At 59.6% G+C, this 15,769-nt stretch carries 24 protein-coding genes; all 24 read left to right on the plus strand.

The annotated features are described in order from the left end of the window. The first annotated feature begins 159 nt into the window (after positions 1–159). The 24 genes from ACM561_RS07295 to rplF all read left to right on the plus strand — a co-directional run bounded on the left by ACM561_RS07295 (position 160) and on the right by rplF (position 15,762). Positions 160–1,278: a GNAT family N-acetyltransferase gene (locus tag ACM561_RS07295; RefSeq protein WP_425909106.1), complete on the plus strand. Its 1,119-nt coding sequence runs from the start codon at positions 160–162 to the stop codon at positions 1,276–1,278. Positions 1,279–1,433: 155 nt separating this feature from the next. After that, a complete protein-coding gene (locus tag ACM561_RS07300) occupies positions 1,434–2,144 on the plus strand; it encodes a Crp/Fnr family transcriptional regulator (RefSeq protein ID WP_425909108.1) in 711 nt (236 codons plus the stop codon). Positions 2,145–2,229: 85 nt separating this feature from the next. Further along, positions 2,230–2,475, plus strand: coding sequence for a hypothetical protein (locus tag ACM561_RS07305; protein WP_079446322.1), 246 nt, complete (start codon positions 2,230–2,232; stop codon positions 2,473–2,475). 1,173 nt (positions 2,476–3,648) lie between these two features. Next, positions 3,649–4,020 carry a 30S ribosomal protein S12 gene (gene rpsL, locus ACM561_RS07310; protein WP_009797142.1) on the plus strand — a complete coding sequence of 124 codons (372 nt, stop codon included), beginning with the start codon at positions 3,649–3,651 and terminating at the stop codon, positions 4,018–4,020. A gap of 15 nt (positions 4,021–4,035) precedes the next feature. Then, the gene (rpsG, locus tag ACM561_RS07315; protein ID WP_425909111.1) at positions 4,036–4,506 is read left to right on the plus strand and encodes a 30S ribosomal protein S7; all 471 of its coding nucleotides are present in this window, start codon (positions 4,036–4,038) and stop codon (positions 4,504–4,506) included. A gap of 32 nt (positions 4,507–4,538) precedes the next feature. Beyond that, positions 4,539–6,611, plus strand: coding sequence for an elongation factor G (gene fusA / locus ACM561_RS07320; protein ID WP_425909113.1), 2,073 nt, complete (start codon positions 4,539–4,541; stop codon positions 6,609–6,611). A 39-nt stretch (positions 6,612–6,650) separates the two neighbouring features. After that, on the plus strand, positions 6,651–7,841 hold the full coding sequence (gene tuf / locus ACM561_RS07325) for an elongation factor Tu (RefSeq protein WP_425909092.1): 1,191 nt from the start codon (positions 6,651–6,653) through the stop codon (positions 7,839–7,841). Positions 7,842–7,940: 99 nt separating this feature from the next. After that, positions 7,941–8,249, plus strand: coding sequence for a 30S ribosomal protein S10 (gene rpsJ / locus ACM561_RS07330; RefSeq protein WP_002712302.1), 309 nt, complete (start codon positions 7,941–7,943; stop codon positions 8,247–8,249). A gap of 96 nt (positions 8,250–8,345) precedes the next feature. Next, positions 8,346–9,086: a 50S ribosomal protein L3 gene (gene rplC / locus ACM561_RS07335; protein ID WP_425909120.1), complete on the plus strand. Its 741-nt coding sequence runs from the start codon at positions 8,346–8,348 to the stop codon at positions 9,084–9,086. A 1-nt stretch (position 9,087) separates the two neighbouring features. Further along, the gene (rplD, locus tag ACM561_RS07340; RefSeq protein WP_425909121.1) at positions 9,088–9,708 is read left to right on the plus strand and encodes a 50S ribosomal protein L4; all 621 of its coding nucleotides are present in this window, start codon (positions 9,088–9,090) and stop codon (positions 9,706–9,708) included. Further along, positions 9,705–10,001 carry a 50S ribosomal protein L23 gene (locus ACM561_RS07345; RefSeq protein WP_079446329.1) on the plus strand — a complete coding sequence of 99 codons (297 nt, stop codon included), beginning with the start codon at positions 9,705–9,707 and terminating at the stop codon, positions 9,999–10,001. Before rplD ends, ACM561_RS07345 begins: the two co-directional genes overlap by 4 nt. A gap of 28 nt (positions 10,002–10,029) precedes the next feature. After that, positions 10,030–10,863 carry a 50S ribosomal protein L2 gene (gene rplB, locus ACM561_RS07350; RefSeq protein WP_079446330.1) on the plus strand — a complete coding sequence of 278 codons (834 nt, stop codon included), beginning with the start codon at positions 10,030–10,032 and terminating at the stop codon, positions 10,861–10,863. A 15-nt stretch (positions 10,864–10,878) separates the two neighbouring features. Then, positions 10,879–11,157 (plus strand): 30S ribosomal protein S19, encoded by a 279-nt coding sequence (gene rpsS / locus ACM561_RS07355; RefSeq protein ID WP_309774077.1) that lies wholly within the window; start codon positions 10,879–10,881, stop codon positions 11,155–11,157. 9 nt (positions 11,158–11,166) lie between these two features. Continuing rightward, complete coding sequence (gene rplV / locus ACM561_RS07360; RefSeq protein ID WP_079446332.1) at positions 11,167–11,553, plus strand: 50S ribosomal protein L22; 387 nt, start codon at positions 11,167–11,169, stop codon at positions 11,551–11,553. A gap of 19 nt (positions 11,554–11,572) precedes the next feature. Then, positions 11,573–12,268, plus strand: a complete 696-nt coding sequence (gene rpsC, locus ACM561_RS07365) for a 30S ribosomal protein S3 (protein ID WP_009797132.1) — start codon at positions 11,573–11,575, stop codon at positions 12,266–12,268. 27 nt (positions 12,269–12,295) lie between these two features. Beyond that, a complete protein-coding gene (rplP, locus tag ACM561_RS07370; RefSeq protein WP_079446333.1) occupies positions 12,296–12,709 on the plus strand; it encodes a 50S ribosomal protein L16 in 414 nt (137 codons plus the stop codon). A gap of 5 nt (positions 12,710–12,714) precedes the next feature. After that, positions 12,715–12,921, plus strand: coding sequence for a 50S ribosomal protein L29 (gene rpmC, locus ACM561_RS07375; protein ID WP_309774076.1), 207 nt, complete (start codon positions 12,715–12,717; stop codon positions 12,919–12,921). 10 nt (positions 12,922–12,931) lie between these two features. Next, positions 12,932–13,180, plus strand: a complete 249-nt coding sequence (gene rpsQ, locus ACM561_RS07380; RefSeq protein ID WP_009797129.1) for a 30S ribosomal protein S17 — start codon at positions 12,932–12,934, stop codon at positions 13,178–13,180. 39 nt (positions 13,181–13,219) lie between these two features. After that, entirely contained in the window at positions 13,220–13,588 is a 369-nt protein-coding gene (rplN, locus tag ACM561_RS07385) for a 50S ribosomal protein L14 (protein WP_009797128.1), read from the plus strand. After that, a complete protein-coding gene (rplX, locus tag ACM561_RS07390; RefSeq protein ID WP_079446335.1) occupies positions 13,588–13,902 on the plus strand; it encodes a 50S ribosomal protein L24 in 315 nt (104 codons plus the stop codon). The genes rplN and rplX overlap by 1 nt, the downstream gene beginning before the upstream one ends. After that, on the plus strand, positions 13,895–14,452 hold the full coding sequence (gene rplE, locus ACM561_RS07395; RefSeq protein ID WP_309774075.1) for a 50S ribosomal protein L5: 558 nt from the start codon (positions 13,895–13,897) through the stop codon (positions 14,450–14,452). The genes rplX and rplE overlap by 8 nt, the downstream gene beginning before the upstream one ends. A gap of 43 nt (positions 14,453–14,495) precedes the next feature. Continuing rightward, a complete protein-coding gene (gene rpsN, locus ACM561_RS07400) occupies positions 14,496–14,801 on the plus strand; it encodes a 30S ribosomal protein S14 (RefSeq protein ID WP_079446337.1) in 306 nt (101 codons plus the stop codon). A 13-nt stretch (positions 14,802–14,814) separates the two neighbouring features. Then, a complete protein-coding gene (rpsH, locus tag ACM561_RS07405) occupies positions 14,815–15,213 on the plus strand; it encodes a 30S ribosomal protein S8 (protein WP_079446338.1) in 399 nt (132 codons plus the stop codon). A 15-nt stretch (positions 15,214–15,228) separates the two neighbouring features. After that, on the plus strand, positions 15,229–15,762 hold the full coding sequence (rplF, locus tag ACM561_RS07410; RefSeq protein WP_079446339.1) for a 50S ribosomal protein L6: 534 nt from the start codon (positions 15,229–15,231) through the stop codon (positions 15,760–15,762). Positions 15,763–15,769 lie beyond the last annotated feature (7 nt).

Below are 15,769 nucleotides of genomic sequence, written 5' to 3' on the forward strand. Positions count from 1 at the left end.
GTTCCGGAAGGGTTATTATTGCGCCGCAAAGGCAAATAAAATCTTGAAAGCGTCCAAGGATCGAAGGGCGACCGTCTCGATACAATTTAACTGAAAAGCAACGGGGGAGGACCAGTATCGCGGGCCGGGCGGGTCGCCGAGGATGATCCGAGGCGTCTGATGATTTCAGTAAACATTTGTTCACCAACACTGGACCTTGCGGCGCCCTGGGACGATCTCGTTCGGCGGGCGTCATCCAATGTGTTCATGAATCCAGCTGCCCTGACGGCCGCAAACGAGAGCGGGTTTGCGAGCATCCATGTTCTGTTGGCGTGGGACGACAGTACCGGACTCAAGAAGCTGGTTGGCGTATGGGCCTTGCAGGTTCGCAGAATTTCGCGGCTGTGGCCCGCGGTGCTTGAAGCATTGCCCTACAACTACGCTTTTCTTTCCAGTCCGGTCGTGGATCCTGCTTTCGTCAGAGATGTCATTCCAAGCTTTTTATCGGCGATCCGTGACAGTCGCTCACTGCCCAAGGTGATCAGTCTGAAATCGTTCAATGCCGAGGCCCGGAGCTTCGAAACGCTTGTTGATGCGTTGACCGAACAGGGCTGCGCCTACCTCAGATTGTCTGAGAATGCGCGGCCTTACGCGACTCCTGATATTGGCGTGAAACGGTCAGGCTCGACCCGGAAGAAGCTGCGGCAGGATTGGAACCGCCTTTCCGCCGTAGGCAGTGTCGATATCGTTAATCTCCGCGCTGCGGATACGAGAGAAGCGTTCGAGACGTTTCTGAAGCTGGAAGCCGCAAGCTGGAAAGGAGCGCGGGGCACGGCTTTGTTATGCAAGTCCGCGGATGCGGCCTTCGCCAGGCAGATGATTGCCGCGCTCGCCGAACGGGGCAATGCTTCGGTTGCTTTGCTTCGTGTTGATCGGCAGGCTATCGCCGCGCAGGTGCTGATGTATTGCGGCGCCACGGCCTATACTTGGAAAACGGCCTTCAGTCATGACTACGCGAAATATTCACCCGGCGTGTTGCTGATCGACAAGATCACGGACGACCTGTTCTCCTCCGCGGGGATCGAAGCGATCGATTCCTGTTCCTACGAACGGAGCTTCATGGCTCAGCTCTGGGCGGGCCGCCGAAAGATGGTCGATCTGCTGGTCGATGTTGGGCCGGGTCGATCGCCGACGTTTTTGCTGGAAGCCATTCGCCAACGGGGCTACGAGCAGCTCCGTCAGCTTCGCGACGGAGTTCGGAGTTGGTCGACGCCGGCCAACCCGAAAGCGAGTAAATAAGTGACGCATCGCCTTCGGCCTACTTCGAAAGTGCAGCCGGGGAGCGATGCCGTATTTCGAGGTCGTCAATCCAGCGTGGCTTGCCTTTGGTTGCGCAAAGAACCAAACTGTGGCCGCCGGTTTGACCTGCCGCAAGAACCGGTGATCGTGAGACAATGGTGCACGGACCAAAGAACAGCCTCCTGGCGAGCATACCGGACACGGAATGGATCGAAATTCAGAAGCTGTGTGAGTTTGTTCAACTTCCGCTTGGTTGCGTGCTGTACGAACCACGCGGCCCATTCGATTATGTGTACTTTCCCGAAACTGCGATCATCTCCAACGTCGCTCCGCTCAAGACCGACAAGACAGCTGAGACGTCGACCACGGGACGGGAGGGGATGATCAACGTCGGAGCTATCATGGGCGACGATCAATCCATGCATCGCGCCGTCGTCCAGGTTTCCGGCGACAGCATCCGGATTTCGTTTCGGGAATTTCAGGAGCTGCAAGCGCGTCTGCCAGTATTTCGGCGCAAGCTCAACGCCTACTCACGAGCGTTCCTTGCACAGGTAATGCAGTCTGTTGCGTGCAACGCCAGTCATACGCTTCTTCAGCGCTGCGCACGATGGCTGTTGAAGTCTCACGATCGTGTCGATGGTGACGAACTTCGACTTACGCAACAGTTCCTGGCCGAAATGCTCGTGGTCAGCCGCGTGGCTGTTAATGCTGAGCTAAGAAAGTTTCAGCAATTGCAGGTTCTCACATATAGCCGCGGCATCATTACCATACTGGACCGTAGACTGTTGGAGCGCACATCCTGCGAATGCTATCGCGCGGTCCGGCGCGAGTACGACAGGCTACTGCCTGGTTCTTTCACCAAATAAAAATGCCGACTATGTAAACTAGTTGGCTATACGGTCGCTGTTTCCATCAGTACACAAAGAAATCCAATAATGGAGGAGTGCACCGATGCCGCGACACATCTCTTTTTACGATGAATCTCTGGGTAAGCAGATCGACGGTTCATACACTTCGGATGGCAAGGTGATCCATGCCGGTTCGGGAGATCTGGGTGCCAAAAGCGCCACCATTGGCCATCTTGGTAACGCCACCACCTTTCCCGTCGATCAGGTCGGGCAGGATCTTCTGGCGCAGAAGCTGCTAAGCGAGCTGGCTCATCGCGAGGCGAAGAACGGCCACGGTCACGGCCACTAGGTCAAAGTCAAAATAGATGATGTGAGCCGCCATTGCGGTTCACATGTCATCGTCGCTTTCTGCCGCGGAGGCCTCCGCTGTGTTGGCCCCGCTGCAGGCAGTTGCGGTTAAAAAACCGCATCTCAAGCTCCATTCAGGCGTTCCTGGTTTCCGGCGCTTCGTTCGCTACAGCCTCAGCAGCTTGGGCTTGTCATTTCCAGACGCGTTAATCATTTTGAAGCGGTGAGCGGCGTGTTCGCTTGCCTCGATCGGGTAATCTGCGGTCGCTGACGCACTTGAGAAGCGGTGTCTGTTATTCAGCCTGTTTTCTGCGCGTGACGCGCGGTCGTCCCTAGCGACGACTCATTCGACTTCACCCGCCGGCGGACATCATGTGATCGCGAATCCAACCATCGCAGGTCATCTGTCAGGACCAGTTCGGTCTGCGAGCCTAGATCCTAGCTCAATTTGCGTGGTTCCGTTTCGTGGCGGCCCCGTCAAAACGACAGAAGATTCGCAGGGCCAGGAAGGCGTTTGATTCGACGCGCTATTGAGATGCTGCTCGGCGAAAAATCGGGCAGGAGCTGGATTCGGTGGTGTCCCTATCTGGCGAGCTGGAGCGTCCGTGGTGCGGCACCTGTCGCGCCGAAAAAGCCATTGTTACGAACGATATCCGGCCATCGGCGTACCGACTGCCCTGCCAAAGCCGGGTGAGGCGGAAGGTCGTGCGAAACGGTCAGAAGTGCTTCTGTTATGGCGTTTCAGCCTTGACTTGATGACTCGCCGTGGATAAAACCCGCCCACTTAACGGCAGGCGGTGAGCTCCACTAACGTCGGAACGGACCACCCTTTCTATCTGGTTTGATTGATAGAGACGGGCACCAACCTCGACGGATGCTGCTCAGACGCTGCCGAAATAGCTAGGCAATGCCAGGACGATGGTCATTCTCTTGAGCAAGATCTCTCGAGATTGATTTCGGATGCATGACCTCGGTGGAGGCTGGCCGGTTCGTTCCGGTTGGCGTTGGTCGCGGTCCTCTGTGGCGTCGAAGCGCTTCCCGTTCAGCAGTGAACGGTTGGCGCGATTTCGTTTTGCGTGAAACCATTCATGCATCGCGAGCGGGTGAGCGATAGCTCCGGACGAAGTGCGAAGCCGATCGGGGTTTCGCGTAAATATAAGGGTGAAGGCGAACGATGCCGACGATCAACCAGCTGATCGCAAGTCCGCGCGTCATACAGAAGTCGCGCAAGAAGGTGCCTGCGTTGCAACAATCGCCGCAAAAGCGCGGCGTGTGCACGCGTGTTTACACCACGACTCCGAAGAAGCCCAATTCGGCGCTGCGCAAGGTCGCTAAGGTACGCCTAACCAATGGCTTCGAGGTCATTGGTTATATCCCAGGTGAGGGGCATAACCTTCAGGAACATTCCGTGGTCATGATCCGTGGTGGCCGCGTGAAGGACTTGCCGGGCGTGCGCTATCATATCCTCCGCGGCGTCCTCGATACTCAGGGTGTCAAGAACCGCAAGCAGCGTCGTTCGAAGTACGGCGCGAAGCGTCCGAAATAAGCGGGAACAGAAACGATGTCGCGTCGCCATTCTGCCGAAAAGCGTGAAGTGCTCCCCGACCCGAAGTTCGGAAACGTGGTCATTACGAAGTTCATGAACTCGGTCATGTATGCCGGGAAGAAGTCTGTCGCCGAGAGCATTGTCTACGGCGCGCTCGACCTGATCGAGGCCAAGACCAAGCAGGGTCCGCTGACCGTGTTCGAGCAGGCGCTCGAAAACGTCATGCCGACCATCGAAGTGCGGTCGCGTCGCGTCGGCGGCGCTACCTATCAGGTGCCGGTGGAAGTTCGCTCGACCCGCCGTCAGGCGCTCGGCATTCGCTGGCTGATCGCGGCTGCGCGGGGGCGCAATGAAAAGACGATGACGGAGCGGCTCTCGGCTGAGTTGCTCGACGCGTCGAACAACCGGGGCAGTGCGGTCAAGAAGCGGGAAGACGTGCACAAGATGGCGGAAGCCAACCGTGCGTTCTCGCACTATCGCTGGTAACGGCGACACCACAGGAATTTAAGGATAGCTCCATGCCCCGCCAACATGCCATCGAGGATTACCGCAATTTCGGTATCATGGCGCATATCGACGCCGGCAAGACCACCACGACCGAGCGCATCCTTTATTACACCGGCAAGAGCCACAAGATCGGCGAAGTGCACGAAGGTGCCGCGACGATGGACTGGATGGCCCAGGAGCAGGAGCGCGGCATTACCATTACCTCGGCCGCGACCACCGCATTCTGGGACGGCAAACGTCTGAACATCATCGATACCCCTGGTCACGTCGACTTCACCATCGAGGTGGAGCGCTCCTTGCGGGTGCTCGACGGCGCCGTATGCGTGCTTGATAGCAACCAGGGCGTTGAGCCGCAGACCGAAACGGTCTGGCGTCAGGGCGACAAGTACAAGGTGCCGCGCATCGTCTTCTGCAACAAGATGGATAAGACCGGCGCTGACTTCTACAAGTGTCTGGCCGATATCGTCGATCGGCTCGGTGCGCGCCCGGTGGCGTTGCAGCTTCCGATCGGCTCGGAGAACAACTTCAAGGGAATGATCGACCTCGTCCGCATGAAGGCGCTGGTCTGGAACAACGAAGCGCTTGGTGCGATGTACGACATCGCCGAGATCCCCGCAGATCTTGCAGACAAGGCCAAGGAATACCGCGAGAAGCTGGTGGAAGCCGCCGTCGAACTCGATGATGACGCCATGGCCGCCTACCTCGACGGCACCGAGCCGGATGAGGCTACTCTGAAGGGGTTGATCCGTAAGGCCGTCATCACCGGCGCGTTCTATCCCGTCCTGTGCGGTACGGCGTTCAAGAACAAGGGTGTGCAGCCGCTTCTTGATGCCGTGGTTGCCTATTTGCCGTCACCGCTCGACGTGCCCGCCATCAAGGGCACCGACGACAAGGGCAACGAGGTCGTTCGTCACGCCGACGACAAGGAGCCGATGTCGTTACTGGCGTTCAAGATCATGGACGACCCGTTCGTCGGCACCATCACGTTCTGCCGCATCTATTCCGGTATTCTTCAGAGTGGCACCGGCGTCGTGAATTCGACGCGCGAGAAAAAGGAGCGCATCGGCCGGATGCTGCTGATGCATGCGAACAATCGCGAGGATATCAAGGAGGCCTATGCCGGCGACATCGTCGCGCTGGCCGGCCTGAAGGAAGCGCGCACCGGTGACACGCTGTGCGATTCAGCTCATCCCGTGATCCTTGAAAAGATGGAATTCCCTGATCCGGTCATCGAGATTGCGATCGAGCCGAAGTCCAAGGCTGACCAGGAAAAGCTCGGTGTCGCGCTGGCGAAACTCGCGGCGGAAGATCCGTCATTCCGTGTCTCAACCGATCAGGAGTCCGGCCAGACCATCCTCAAGGGCATGGGCGAACTCCATCTCGACATCAAGGTCGATATCCTCAAGCGCACCTACAAGGTCGATGCCAACATCGGTGCGCCGCAGGTGGCGTTCCGCGAGCGGGTCACTAAGCGGGTCGAACACAGCTACACCCACAAGAAGCAGACCGGCGGTACCGGTCAGTTCGCGGCTGTTACGATCATTGTCGAGCCGAGCGAGCCTGGCAAAGGTTACGAGTTCGAGTCGAAAATCGTCGGCGGCGCGGTGCCCAAGGAATACATTCCCGGCGTTGAGAAGGGCATCGAGAGTGTGCTCGGCTCTGGCGTGGTTGCGGGCTTCCCGGTGGTCGATGTCAAGGTGCAACTCATCGACGGCAAATACCATGACGTCGACTCGTCGGCACTGGCGTTCGAAATCGCGACCCGCGCCTGTTTCCGCGAGGCGCTGCAGAAGGGCAAGTCGGTGCTGCTCGAGCCGATCATGAAGGTCGAGGTGGTGACGCCGGAAGACTATACCGGATCGGTCATTGGCGATCTCAACTCGCGGCGCGGCCAGATTCAGGGTCAGGACATGCGCGGCAACGCCAACGTCATCAACGCGATGGTGCCGCTCATGAACATGTTCGGTTACGTGAATAACCTGCGCTCGATGAGCCAAGGGCGCGCCACCTTTACCATGCAGTTCGATCATTACGCTGAAGCGCCGGCGAATGTGTCGGCAGAAGTCCAGAAAAAGTTTGCCTGATTGTCGCTGGCGACAGTCGACGACTGAACGGAGAGTCAAATGGCCAAAGCGAAATTTGAACGTAACAAGCCGCATTGCAACATTGGGACGATTGGTCATGTTGATCATGGCAAGACGTCATTGACGGCTGCGATTACGAAGGTTCTGGCGGAGACGGGCGGGGCGACGTTCACGGCGTACGACCAGATTGACAAGGCTCCGGAAGAGAAGGCGCGCGGCATTACGATTTCGACGGCGCATGTGGAGTACGAGACGGCGAACCGTCACTATGCGCATGTCGACTGTCCTGGCCATGCGGACTACGTGAAGAACATGATCACGGGTGCGGCGCAGATGGACGGCGCGATCCTGGTTGTTTCGGCGGCGGACGGCCCGATGCCGCAGACCCGCGAGCACATTCTTCTGGCGCGTCAGGTCGGCGTTCCGGCGCTGGTTGTGTTTTTGAACAAGTGCGACATGGTTGACGATCCGGAGCTGCTCGAGCTGGTTGAGATGGAAGTGCGGGAGCTTTTGTCGAAGTACGAATTTCCGGGCGACGACATTCCGATCGTGAAGGGGTCGGCGCTGGCGGCGCTTGAGAACTCGGACCAGAAGCTTGGCCATGACGCGATTCTGGAACTGATGAAGAACGTCGACGCCTACATTCCGCAGCCGGAGCGACCGATCGATCAGCCGTTCCTGATGCCGGTTGAGGACGTGTTCTCGATTTCGGGACGCGGTACGGTTGTGACGGGCCGGGTGGAGCGCGGGGTTGTCAAGGTCGGCGAGGAAATCGAGATTGTCGGCATCCGCGAGACACAGAAGACGACGGTGACGGGCGTGGAGATGTTCCGCAAGCTTCTGGACCAGGGGCAGGCGGGCGACAACATCGGGGCGTTGTTGCGCGGCACCAAGCGCGAGGACGTGGAGCGCGGCCAGGTTCTGTGCAAGCCGGGTTCGGTGAAGCCGCACACCAAGTTCAAGGCCGAAGCCTATATCCTGACCAAGGAGGAGGGCGGTCGCCACACGCCGTTCTTCACCAACTACCGTCCGCAGTTTTATTTCCGCACCACCGACGTGACGGGTGTTGTGCATCTTCCGGCCGGCACCGAGATGGTGATGCCGGGCGACAACATCGCGATGGAAGTGCATCTGATCGTGCCGATCGCGATGGAGGAGAAGCTGCGCTTCGCCATCCGCGAGGGCGGACGTACCGTCGGAGCAGGCGTCGTCGCCAGCATCATCGAGTAAACAAGAGAATTGCGAATAGCGAGTGGCGAATAGAACATCTTCTATTTCGCTATTCGCTACTCACTACTCACTATTCGCTTTTCAAAGAGAGACACGGCAATGAACGGCCAGAATATCCGTATCCGTCTCAAGGCGTTCGACCATCGGATTCTCGATACGTCGACCCGCGAGATCGTAAATACCGCGAAACGCACCGGCGCGCAGGTTCGTGGACCGATCCCGCTGCCGACGCGAATCGAGAAGTTTACGGTCAACCGTTCGCCGCACGTCGATAAGAAAAGCCGCGAGCAGTTCGAAATGCGGACGCACAAGCGCCTTCTCGATATCGTCGATCCAACTCCTCAGACTGTCGATGCCTTGATGAAGCTCGATCTGGCTGCAGGCGTCGACGTCGAGATCAAGCTCTGACTCGGCAGCCCGCCGTTAGATCGGGCACGCGGAAGTCGAAACGAAGTTTGGGAAACGTTCGCACGTTAGCGGACAGAAAGAACAGGAAGCACGACGATGCGCTCCGGAGTGATCGCACAAAAGGTCGGGATGACGCGGGTCTTCACAGAGACCGGCGAGCATATCCCTGTGACCGTGCTGAAGCTGAGCAATTGTCAGGTGTTGGGGCACCGGACCGGCGAGAAGAACGGCTACGTTGCGTTGCAGCTCGGCTCGGGCGTGCGCAAGACGGTCTACCTGCCGAAGGCGGAGCGCGGACAGTTCGCGGTCGCCAAGGTCGAGCCGAAGCGCAAGGTTGCAGAATTCCGTGTGTCCGAGGATGCGCTGATTCCTGTCGGCGCGGAAATTCAGGCGGACCATTTCGTGGTCGGCCAGTTCGTCGATGTCACCGGAACCTCGGTCGGCAAAGGGTTCGCCGGCGGCATGAAGCGCTGGAACTTCGGTGGTCTGCGCGCTACGCACGGCGTCTCGGTCTCGCATCGTTCGATCGGTTCGACAGGCGGGCGTCAGGATCCAGGCAAGACCTTCAAGAACAAGAAGATGCCCGGTCACATGGGCGTCGACCGCATCACAACGCTGAATTTGCGCGTGGTGAAGACCGACGTCGAGCGCGGCCTGATCCTGGTCGAGGGCGCCGTTCCGGGCTCCAAGGGCGGCTGGATCGCGGTGCGCGACGCGGTGAAGAAGCCGTTGCCCAAGGAAGCGCCGCAACCAGGCAAGTTCAAGGTTGCAGGCGGCGCGCAGGCTGCGGACGACAAAGTCACGGCGGATGTCCCGGCCGAGAAGGAGGGGGCATAACATGGAACTGAACATTACCACCCTCGAAGGTAAGGCTGCGGGTTCGGTTCAACTATCGGACGGCATCTTCGGGCTTGAGCCGCGCAAGGATCTGATTCAGCGCTGCGTGAATTGGCAGCTTGCCAAGCGTCAGGCGGGCACCCGCAAGACCAAGGGACGTGCGGAAATCTGGCGTACCGGCAAAAAGCTGTTCAAGCAGAAGGGCACCGGCAACGCTCGTCACGGTTCAGCCCGCGCGCCCCAGTTCCGCGGCGGCGGCCGGGCGTTCGGGCCGGTCGTTCGTAGTCATGCGCATGATCTGCCCAAGAAGGTGCGCGCGCTGGCGCTGCGCCATGCTCTATCGGCGAAAGCCAAGGACGGCGGTTTGATTGTCATCGACAGCGTCGAATTGAAGGACGCCAAGACCAAGGCTCTGATGGGTCATTTTTCCGGCCTCGGTCTGACCAGTGCGCTGATCGTCGACGGCGCGCAGGTTCATGCCGGGTTCGCAACCGCTGCGCGGAACATTCCGAACATCGACGTGCTGCCGATCCAGGGCATCAACGTCTACGACATTCTGCGCCGCCAGAAGCTGGTGTTGACCAAGGCGGCGGTTGATGCGTTGGAGGCGCGCTTCAAATGACAATCGATGCGAAGCATTACGACGTGATTGTCGCTCCGGTCATTACCGAAAAGGCGACGATGGCCTCCGAGTACAACAAGGTGGTGTTCAAGGTGGCGCGCAAGGCGTCTAAGCCGCAGATCAAGGAAGCGGTCGAGAAACTGTTCGACGTCAAGGTCAAGAGCGTGAATACGCTGGTGCGCAAGGGCAAGGTAAAGGTCTTCCGCGGCAACTTAGGCTCGCAGTCGGATGTCAAGCGCGCGGTTGTGACCCTCGAAGAGGGTCACCGCATTGACGTCACTACCGGACTCTGAGGCGGAAACGGCTTTAAGGCGATAGATTATGGCACTTAAGACATACAATCCCACGACGCCAGGCCAGCGCCAGTTGGTGATGGTCGATCGCTCGGCCCTTTACAAGGGCAAGCCGGTCAAGACGCTGACCGAGGGCAAGCGCGGCAAGGGCGGCCGCAACAACACTGGGCGCATCACCGTGCGGTTCCGCGGCGGCGGCCACAAGCAGGCCTATCGCAACGTCGATTTCAAGCGCGGCAAGACAGACGTGCCGGCGGTTGTCGAGCGGCTCGAATATGATCCGAACCGCACTGCGTTCATCGCGCTGATCAAGTATCAGGACGGCGAGCAGGCTTATATCCTTGCGCCGCAGCGTCTGGCTGTCGGTGACACCGTCGTCGCGGGGAATTATGTTGACGTCAAGCCGGGCAATGTCATGCCGCTCGGCAACATGCCCGTCGGCACGATCGTCCACAATGTCGAGATGAAGATCGGCAAGGGTGGTCAGCTTGCCCGTTCCGCTGGCACCTATGCTCAGATCGTCGGCCGCGATCAGGACTATGTCATCCTGCGTCTGAATTCGGGCGAGCAGCGTCTGGTGCACGGGCGTTGCCGCGGCGCCATCGGCGCGGTATCGAATCCGGATCATATGAACACCTCGATCGGCAAGGCGGGCCGAACCCGCTGGATGGGCCGCCGTCCGCACAACCGCGGCGTGGTTATGAACCCGATCGACCATCCACATGGCGGCGGCGAAGGCCGTACCTCTGGCGGCCGTCATCCCGTGACGCCGTGGGGCAAGCCGACCAAGGGCAAGAAGACCCGTTCCAACAAGTCGACCAACAAGTTCATTCTCATCAGCCGCCACAAGCGGAAGAAGTAGTAAGGAAAGCCGGACATGGTTCGTTCAGTCTGGAAAGGCCCTTTTGTTGAAGGCTCCCTGCTCAAGAAGGCAGATGCCGCGCGGGCGAGCGGCCGTCATGACGTCATCAAGATCTGGAGCCGCCGTTCGACCATTCTGCCGCAATTCGTCGGTCTGGTGTTCGGTGTTTACAACGGTCAGAAGCACGTGCCGGTGTCGGTCAACGAGGAGATGGTCGGTCACAAGTTCGGTGAGTTTTCGCCGACTCGTACCTTCCATGGCCACTCGGGCGACAAGAAAGCCAAGAGGGCTTGAGGTTAAGTCATGAGCAAACCAAAGCGCGAACGGAGCCTCCCGGAAAACGAGGCCAAGGCGATCGCCCGGATGCTTCGGGTGAGCCCGCAGAAGCTCAACCTGGTTGCGCAATTGATCCGTGGCCGCAAGGCGTCTGCGGCGCTCGCGGACCTGCAGTTTTCGCGCAAGCGGATCGCAGTCGACGTAAAGAAGTGTCTGGAATCGGCGATCGCCAATGCGGAGAACAACCACGACCTCGACGTCGACGAGTTGATCGTATCGGAGGCGTTTGTCGGCAACGGCATGGTGATGAAGCGTTTCGCGCCGCGCGGCCGTGGCCGTTCGGGCCGTATCTATAAACCGTTCTCGCAACTGACAATCGTAGTACGTCAGGTCGAGGCCGAGGCGAGCGCTTAAAGAGGCGCGGGAGAAAACGATGGGTCAGAAGATCAATCCAATCGGGCTGCGTCTGGGTATCAACCGGACCTGGGATTCCCGTTGGTATGCCGGCAAGAGCGAGTACGGCAGACTGCTGCACGAGGATGTCAAGATCCGCGAACTCCTGCACAAGGAACTCAAGCAGGCGGCCGTTGCCCGCATCGTGATCGAGCGTCCGCATAAGAAGTGCCGCGTGACGATCCATTCGGCGCGCCCCGGTGTCGTGATCGGAAAGAAGGGCGCCGATATCGATAAGCTTCGCAAAAGGGTTGCTGACATCACCTCGTCCGACGTGGTTCTCAACATCGTCGAAATTCGCAAGCCGGAGCTCGATGCCACGCTGGTCGCCGAATCGATCGCGCAGCAGCTTGAACGCCGAGTCGCATTTCGCCGCGCGATGAAGCGCGCCGTGCAGTCGGCGATGCGTCTTGGCGCCGAAGGCATTCGGATCAATTGCTCGGGCCGTCTCGGCGGCGCCGAAATCGCCCGCATGGAGTGGTATCGCGAAGGCCGTGTGCCGCTGCACACGCTGCGCGCCGACGTGGACTACGGCGTTGCTACCGCGTTCACGACGTTTGGCACCTGCGGCGTCAAGGTCTGGATATTCAAGGGCGAGATCCTCGAGCACGATCCGATGGCTCAGGACAAGCGCCTGGCCGGCGACGACAGCCGTCCGCGCCGCGACGCGGCTTGAACGAGAGAAGGTTTGAGGGCGTAAGCCATGATGCAACCGAAGAAGACCAAGTTCCGGAAGGCACACAAGGGCCGCATCCACGGCGTCGCGTCGTCGGGCGCGACACTTGCGTTCGGCCAGTTCGGCCTGAAGGCAATGGCGCCCGAGCGCATCACGGCGCGCCAGATCGAAGCCGCGCGGCGAGCGCTTACGCGCCACATGAAGCGCGCGGGACGAGTTTGGATCCGCGTTTTTCCGGACGTGCCCGTATCGAAGAAGCCGGCCGAGGTCCGCATGGGCTCAGGCAAGGGGGCGCCAGAATTGTGGGTGGTACGGGTCAAGCCGGGCCGGGTTCTTTTCGAGATCGATGGCGTGGCCGCGCAAACCGCCAAGGAAGCGCTGACTCTCGCTGCCGCCAAGCTGCCGATCAAAACGCGCTTCGTCGCGCGTATTGCGGAGTAACCGACATGGCAGAAATGAAGACCGCCGACATCCGCGCGATGACCCCCGACCAGATGGACGACGCCGTCGCCAATCTGAAGAAGGAGCGGTTTAATCTGCGCTTCCAGCGAGCCACCGGACAGCTTGAGAACACCTCGCGGTTGCGCGAAGCCCGCCGCGATATTGCACGGATCAAGACCATCGCCGCGCAAAAGCGCGACGCGAAGAAATAAGGGGTCCGAAATGCCGAAACGTACGCTGCAGGGCGTGGTCGTTAGCGACAAGCAAGCCAAGACGGTTGTGGTGCGCGTCGATCGCCGCTTTACCCATCCGATCTACAAGAAGACCATTCGCCGCTCGAAAAACTATCACGCGCACGACGAGAACAATGAGTTCAAGCCGGGTGACATGGTGTGGATCGAGGAAAGCAAGCCGATCTCGAAGTTGAAGCGCTGGACCGTGGTTCGGGGCGAACAGAAGAAAACTGCTTAAGCGCGATTTTGCGCATTAGAAAGAGGACAAGGTGCATCAATGATTCAGATGCAGACCAACCTCGACGTGGCCGATAATTCAGGCGCACGCCGTGTCATGTGCATCAAAGTGCTTGGAGGCTCCAAGCGCCGCTATGCAACGGTGGGCGACATCATCGTCGTGTCGATCAAGGAAGCCATCCCGCGCGGGAAGGTGAAGAAGGGCGACGTCATGAAGGCGGTGGTGGTGCGGGTATCCAAGGATATCCGCCGCGCGGACGGTTCGGTGATCCGTTTTGACCGCAATGCGGCCGTTCTGATCAACAACCAGTCCGAGCCTGTCGGTACCCGCATTTTTGGGCCGGTGCCGCGCGAGCTGCGTGCCAAGAACCACATGAAGATCATATCGCTGGCGCCGGAGGTGCTGTGATGGCTGCCAAGATCCGGAAGGGCGACAAGGTTATCGTATTGTCGGGCCGCGACAAGGGTCGCACCGGCGAGGTGTTCGAGGTGCGCCCCGCAGAGGGCAGGGCGCTGGTGCGCGGCGTCAACATGGTGAAGCGCCACCAGAAGCAGAGCCAGAATCAGGAGGGCGGCATCATTTCGAAGGAGTCGCCGGTCCACCTGTCAAACATCGCGATCGTCGGCAAGGACGGAAAGCCGACCCGCGTCGGTTTCAAGATTCAGGCAGACGGCACCAAGGTGCGTGTCGCCAAGCGTTCGGGAGCGGAGATCGATGGCTGAAACAGCTTACGTGCCGCGCCTGCGCGCGGAATATGACAAGAGCATCCGCGCCAGACTCACCGAGGAGTTCGGCTACGCCAACGTCATGCAGGTGCCGCGTCTCGATAAGGTGGTCCTCAATATGGGAATCGGCGAGGCCGTGAACGACCGCAAAAAGGCCGAGACGGCGGCTGGTGACCTGGCGCTGATCGCCGGCCAGAAGGCGATCGTGACCTATTCGCGTGTCGCGATCGCGACCTACAAGCTGCGTGAAAACCAGCCGATCGGCTGCAAAGTGACGCTGCGTAAGGCGAAGATGTACGAGTTCATCGACCGCCTGGTAAACGTCGCGCTGCCGCGCGTGCGCGACTTCCGCGGTCTCAATCCGAAGAGCTTCGACGGTCGCGGCAATTACTCGCTCGGTATCAAGGAACACATCATTTTCCCCGAAATCGACTTCGACAAGGTAGGGGAGAGCTGGGGCATGGACGTCACGGTCTGCACGACGGCGCAGACGGACGACGAGGCCCGGGCGCTGCTGACTGCATTCAATTTTCCGTTCCGGCAGTGAGACGCTGAGAAGCGCTCAGACGCGGAAAGGCAAGGAGCCAAGCATGGCAAAGAAGAGTTCGATCGAGAAGAACAACCGGCGCAGGCGGATGGCTGGGAACGCGGCTGCGAAGCGCGCGCGGCTGAAGGCCATCATCTCCGACAAGACCAAGCCGATGGAGGAACGGTTCGCGGCCACTCTGAAGCTCGCCGAAATGCCGCGCAATTCGTCGGCGACACGTATCCGCAACCGCTGCGAACTGACCGGGCGTCCCCGTTCGAACTACCGCAAGAACAAGCTGAGTCGCATCGCACTGCGCGAGCTTGGCTCCAGAGGCCTGGTTCCCGGCCTCGTGAAGTCGAGCTGGTAAGGAGGGTCGCCAGATGTCCACGCACGATCCGATCAGCGATCTCATCACCCGCATCCGCAATGCGCAGATGCGTAACAAGCCAAAGGTTTCGACCCCGGGCTCGAAGATGCGAGCTAACGTGCTCGAAGTCCTCAAGAGCGAGGGCTACATCCGCGGCTACGCCAGCGTCGAGCATTCCTCGGGTCGCAGCGAGCTTGAGATCGAGTTGAAGTATTTCGACGGCGAACCCGTGATCCGCGAGATCGAGCGCGTCTCCAAGCCGGGGCGGCGTGTTTACGCTTCGGTGAAAAATCTACCGCGCGTCAACAACGGGCTGGGGATTTCGGTGCTGTCGACGCCGAAGGGAATCATGGCCGACCACGACGCGCGTGACGCGAATGTGGGCGGCGAAGTTCTCTTCACGGTGTTCTGAGGAAGGAATTAAGCCATGTCACGCATCGGCAAGAGGCCAGTCACGGTGCCATCCGGTGTCACTGCGACCGTCGAAGGGCAGACCGTCAAGATGAAGGGGCCGAAAGGCCAGCTTCAATTCGTCGTCCATGACGATGTCGAGGTGAAGCTCGAGGATGGCGCGGTGAAGGTCGCGCCGCGATACGAGACCAAGCGGGCGCAGGCGCTGTATGGTACAGCGCGCGCGCAAGTCGCAAATCTTGTCGACGGCGTCACAAAGGGATTCGAGAAGAAGCTCGAGATCGTCGGCGTCGGCTACCGCGCTGCGTTGCAAGGCAAGTCATTGCAGCTCGCGCTCGGCTATAGCCACGATGTCAATTACGCGGTCCCCGAGGGGATTACGATTGCTGTGCCGAAGCCGACTGAAATCACGATCACGGGTAATGACGCGCAGCGCGTTGGTCAGGTTGCGGCCGAAATCCGTGGCTATCGTCCGCCGGAGCCTTACAAGGGCAAGGGCGTGAAGTACGCCAACGAAACGATCTTCCGCAAGGAAGGAAAGAAGAAGTAACGGAGCC

Origin of the sequence: Nitrobacter sp. TKz-YC02 (assembly GCF_049852135.1) — a bacterium.
Lineage (GTDB): Bacteria > Pseudomonadota > Alphaproteobacteria > Rhizobiales > Xanthobacteraceae > Nitrobacter > Nitrobacter vulgaris.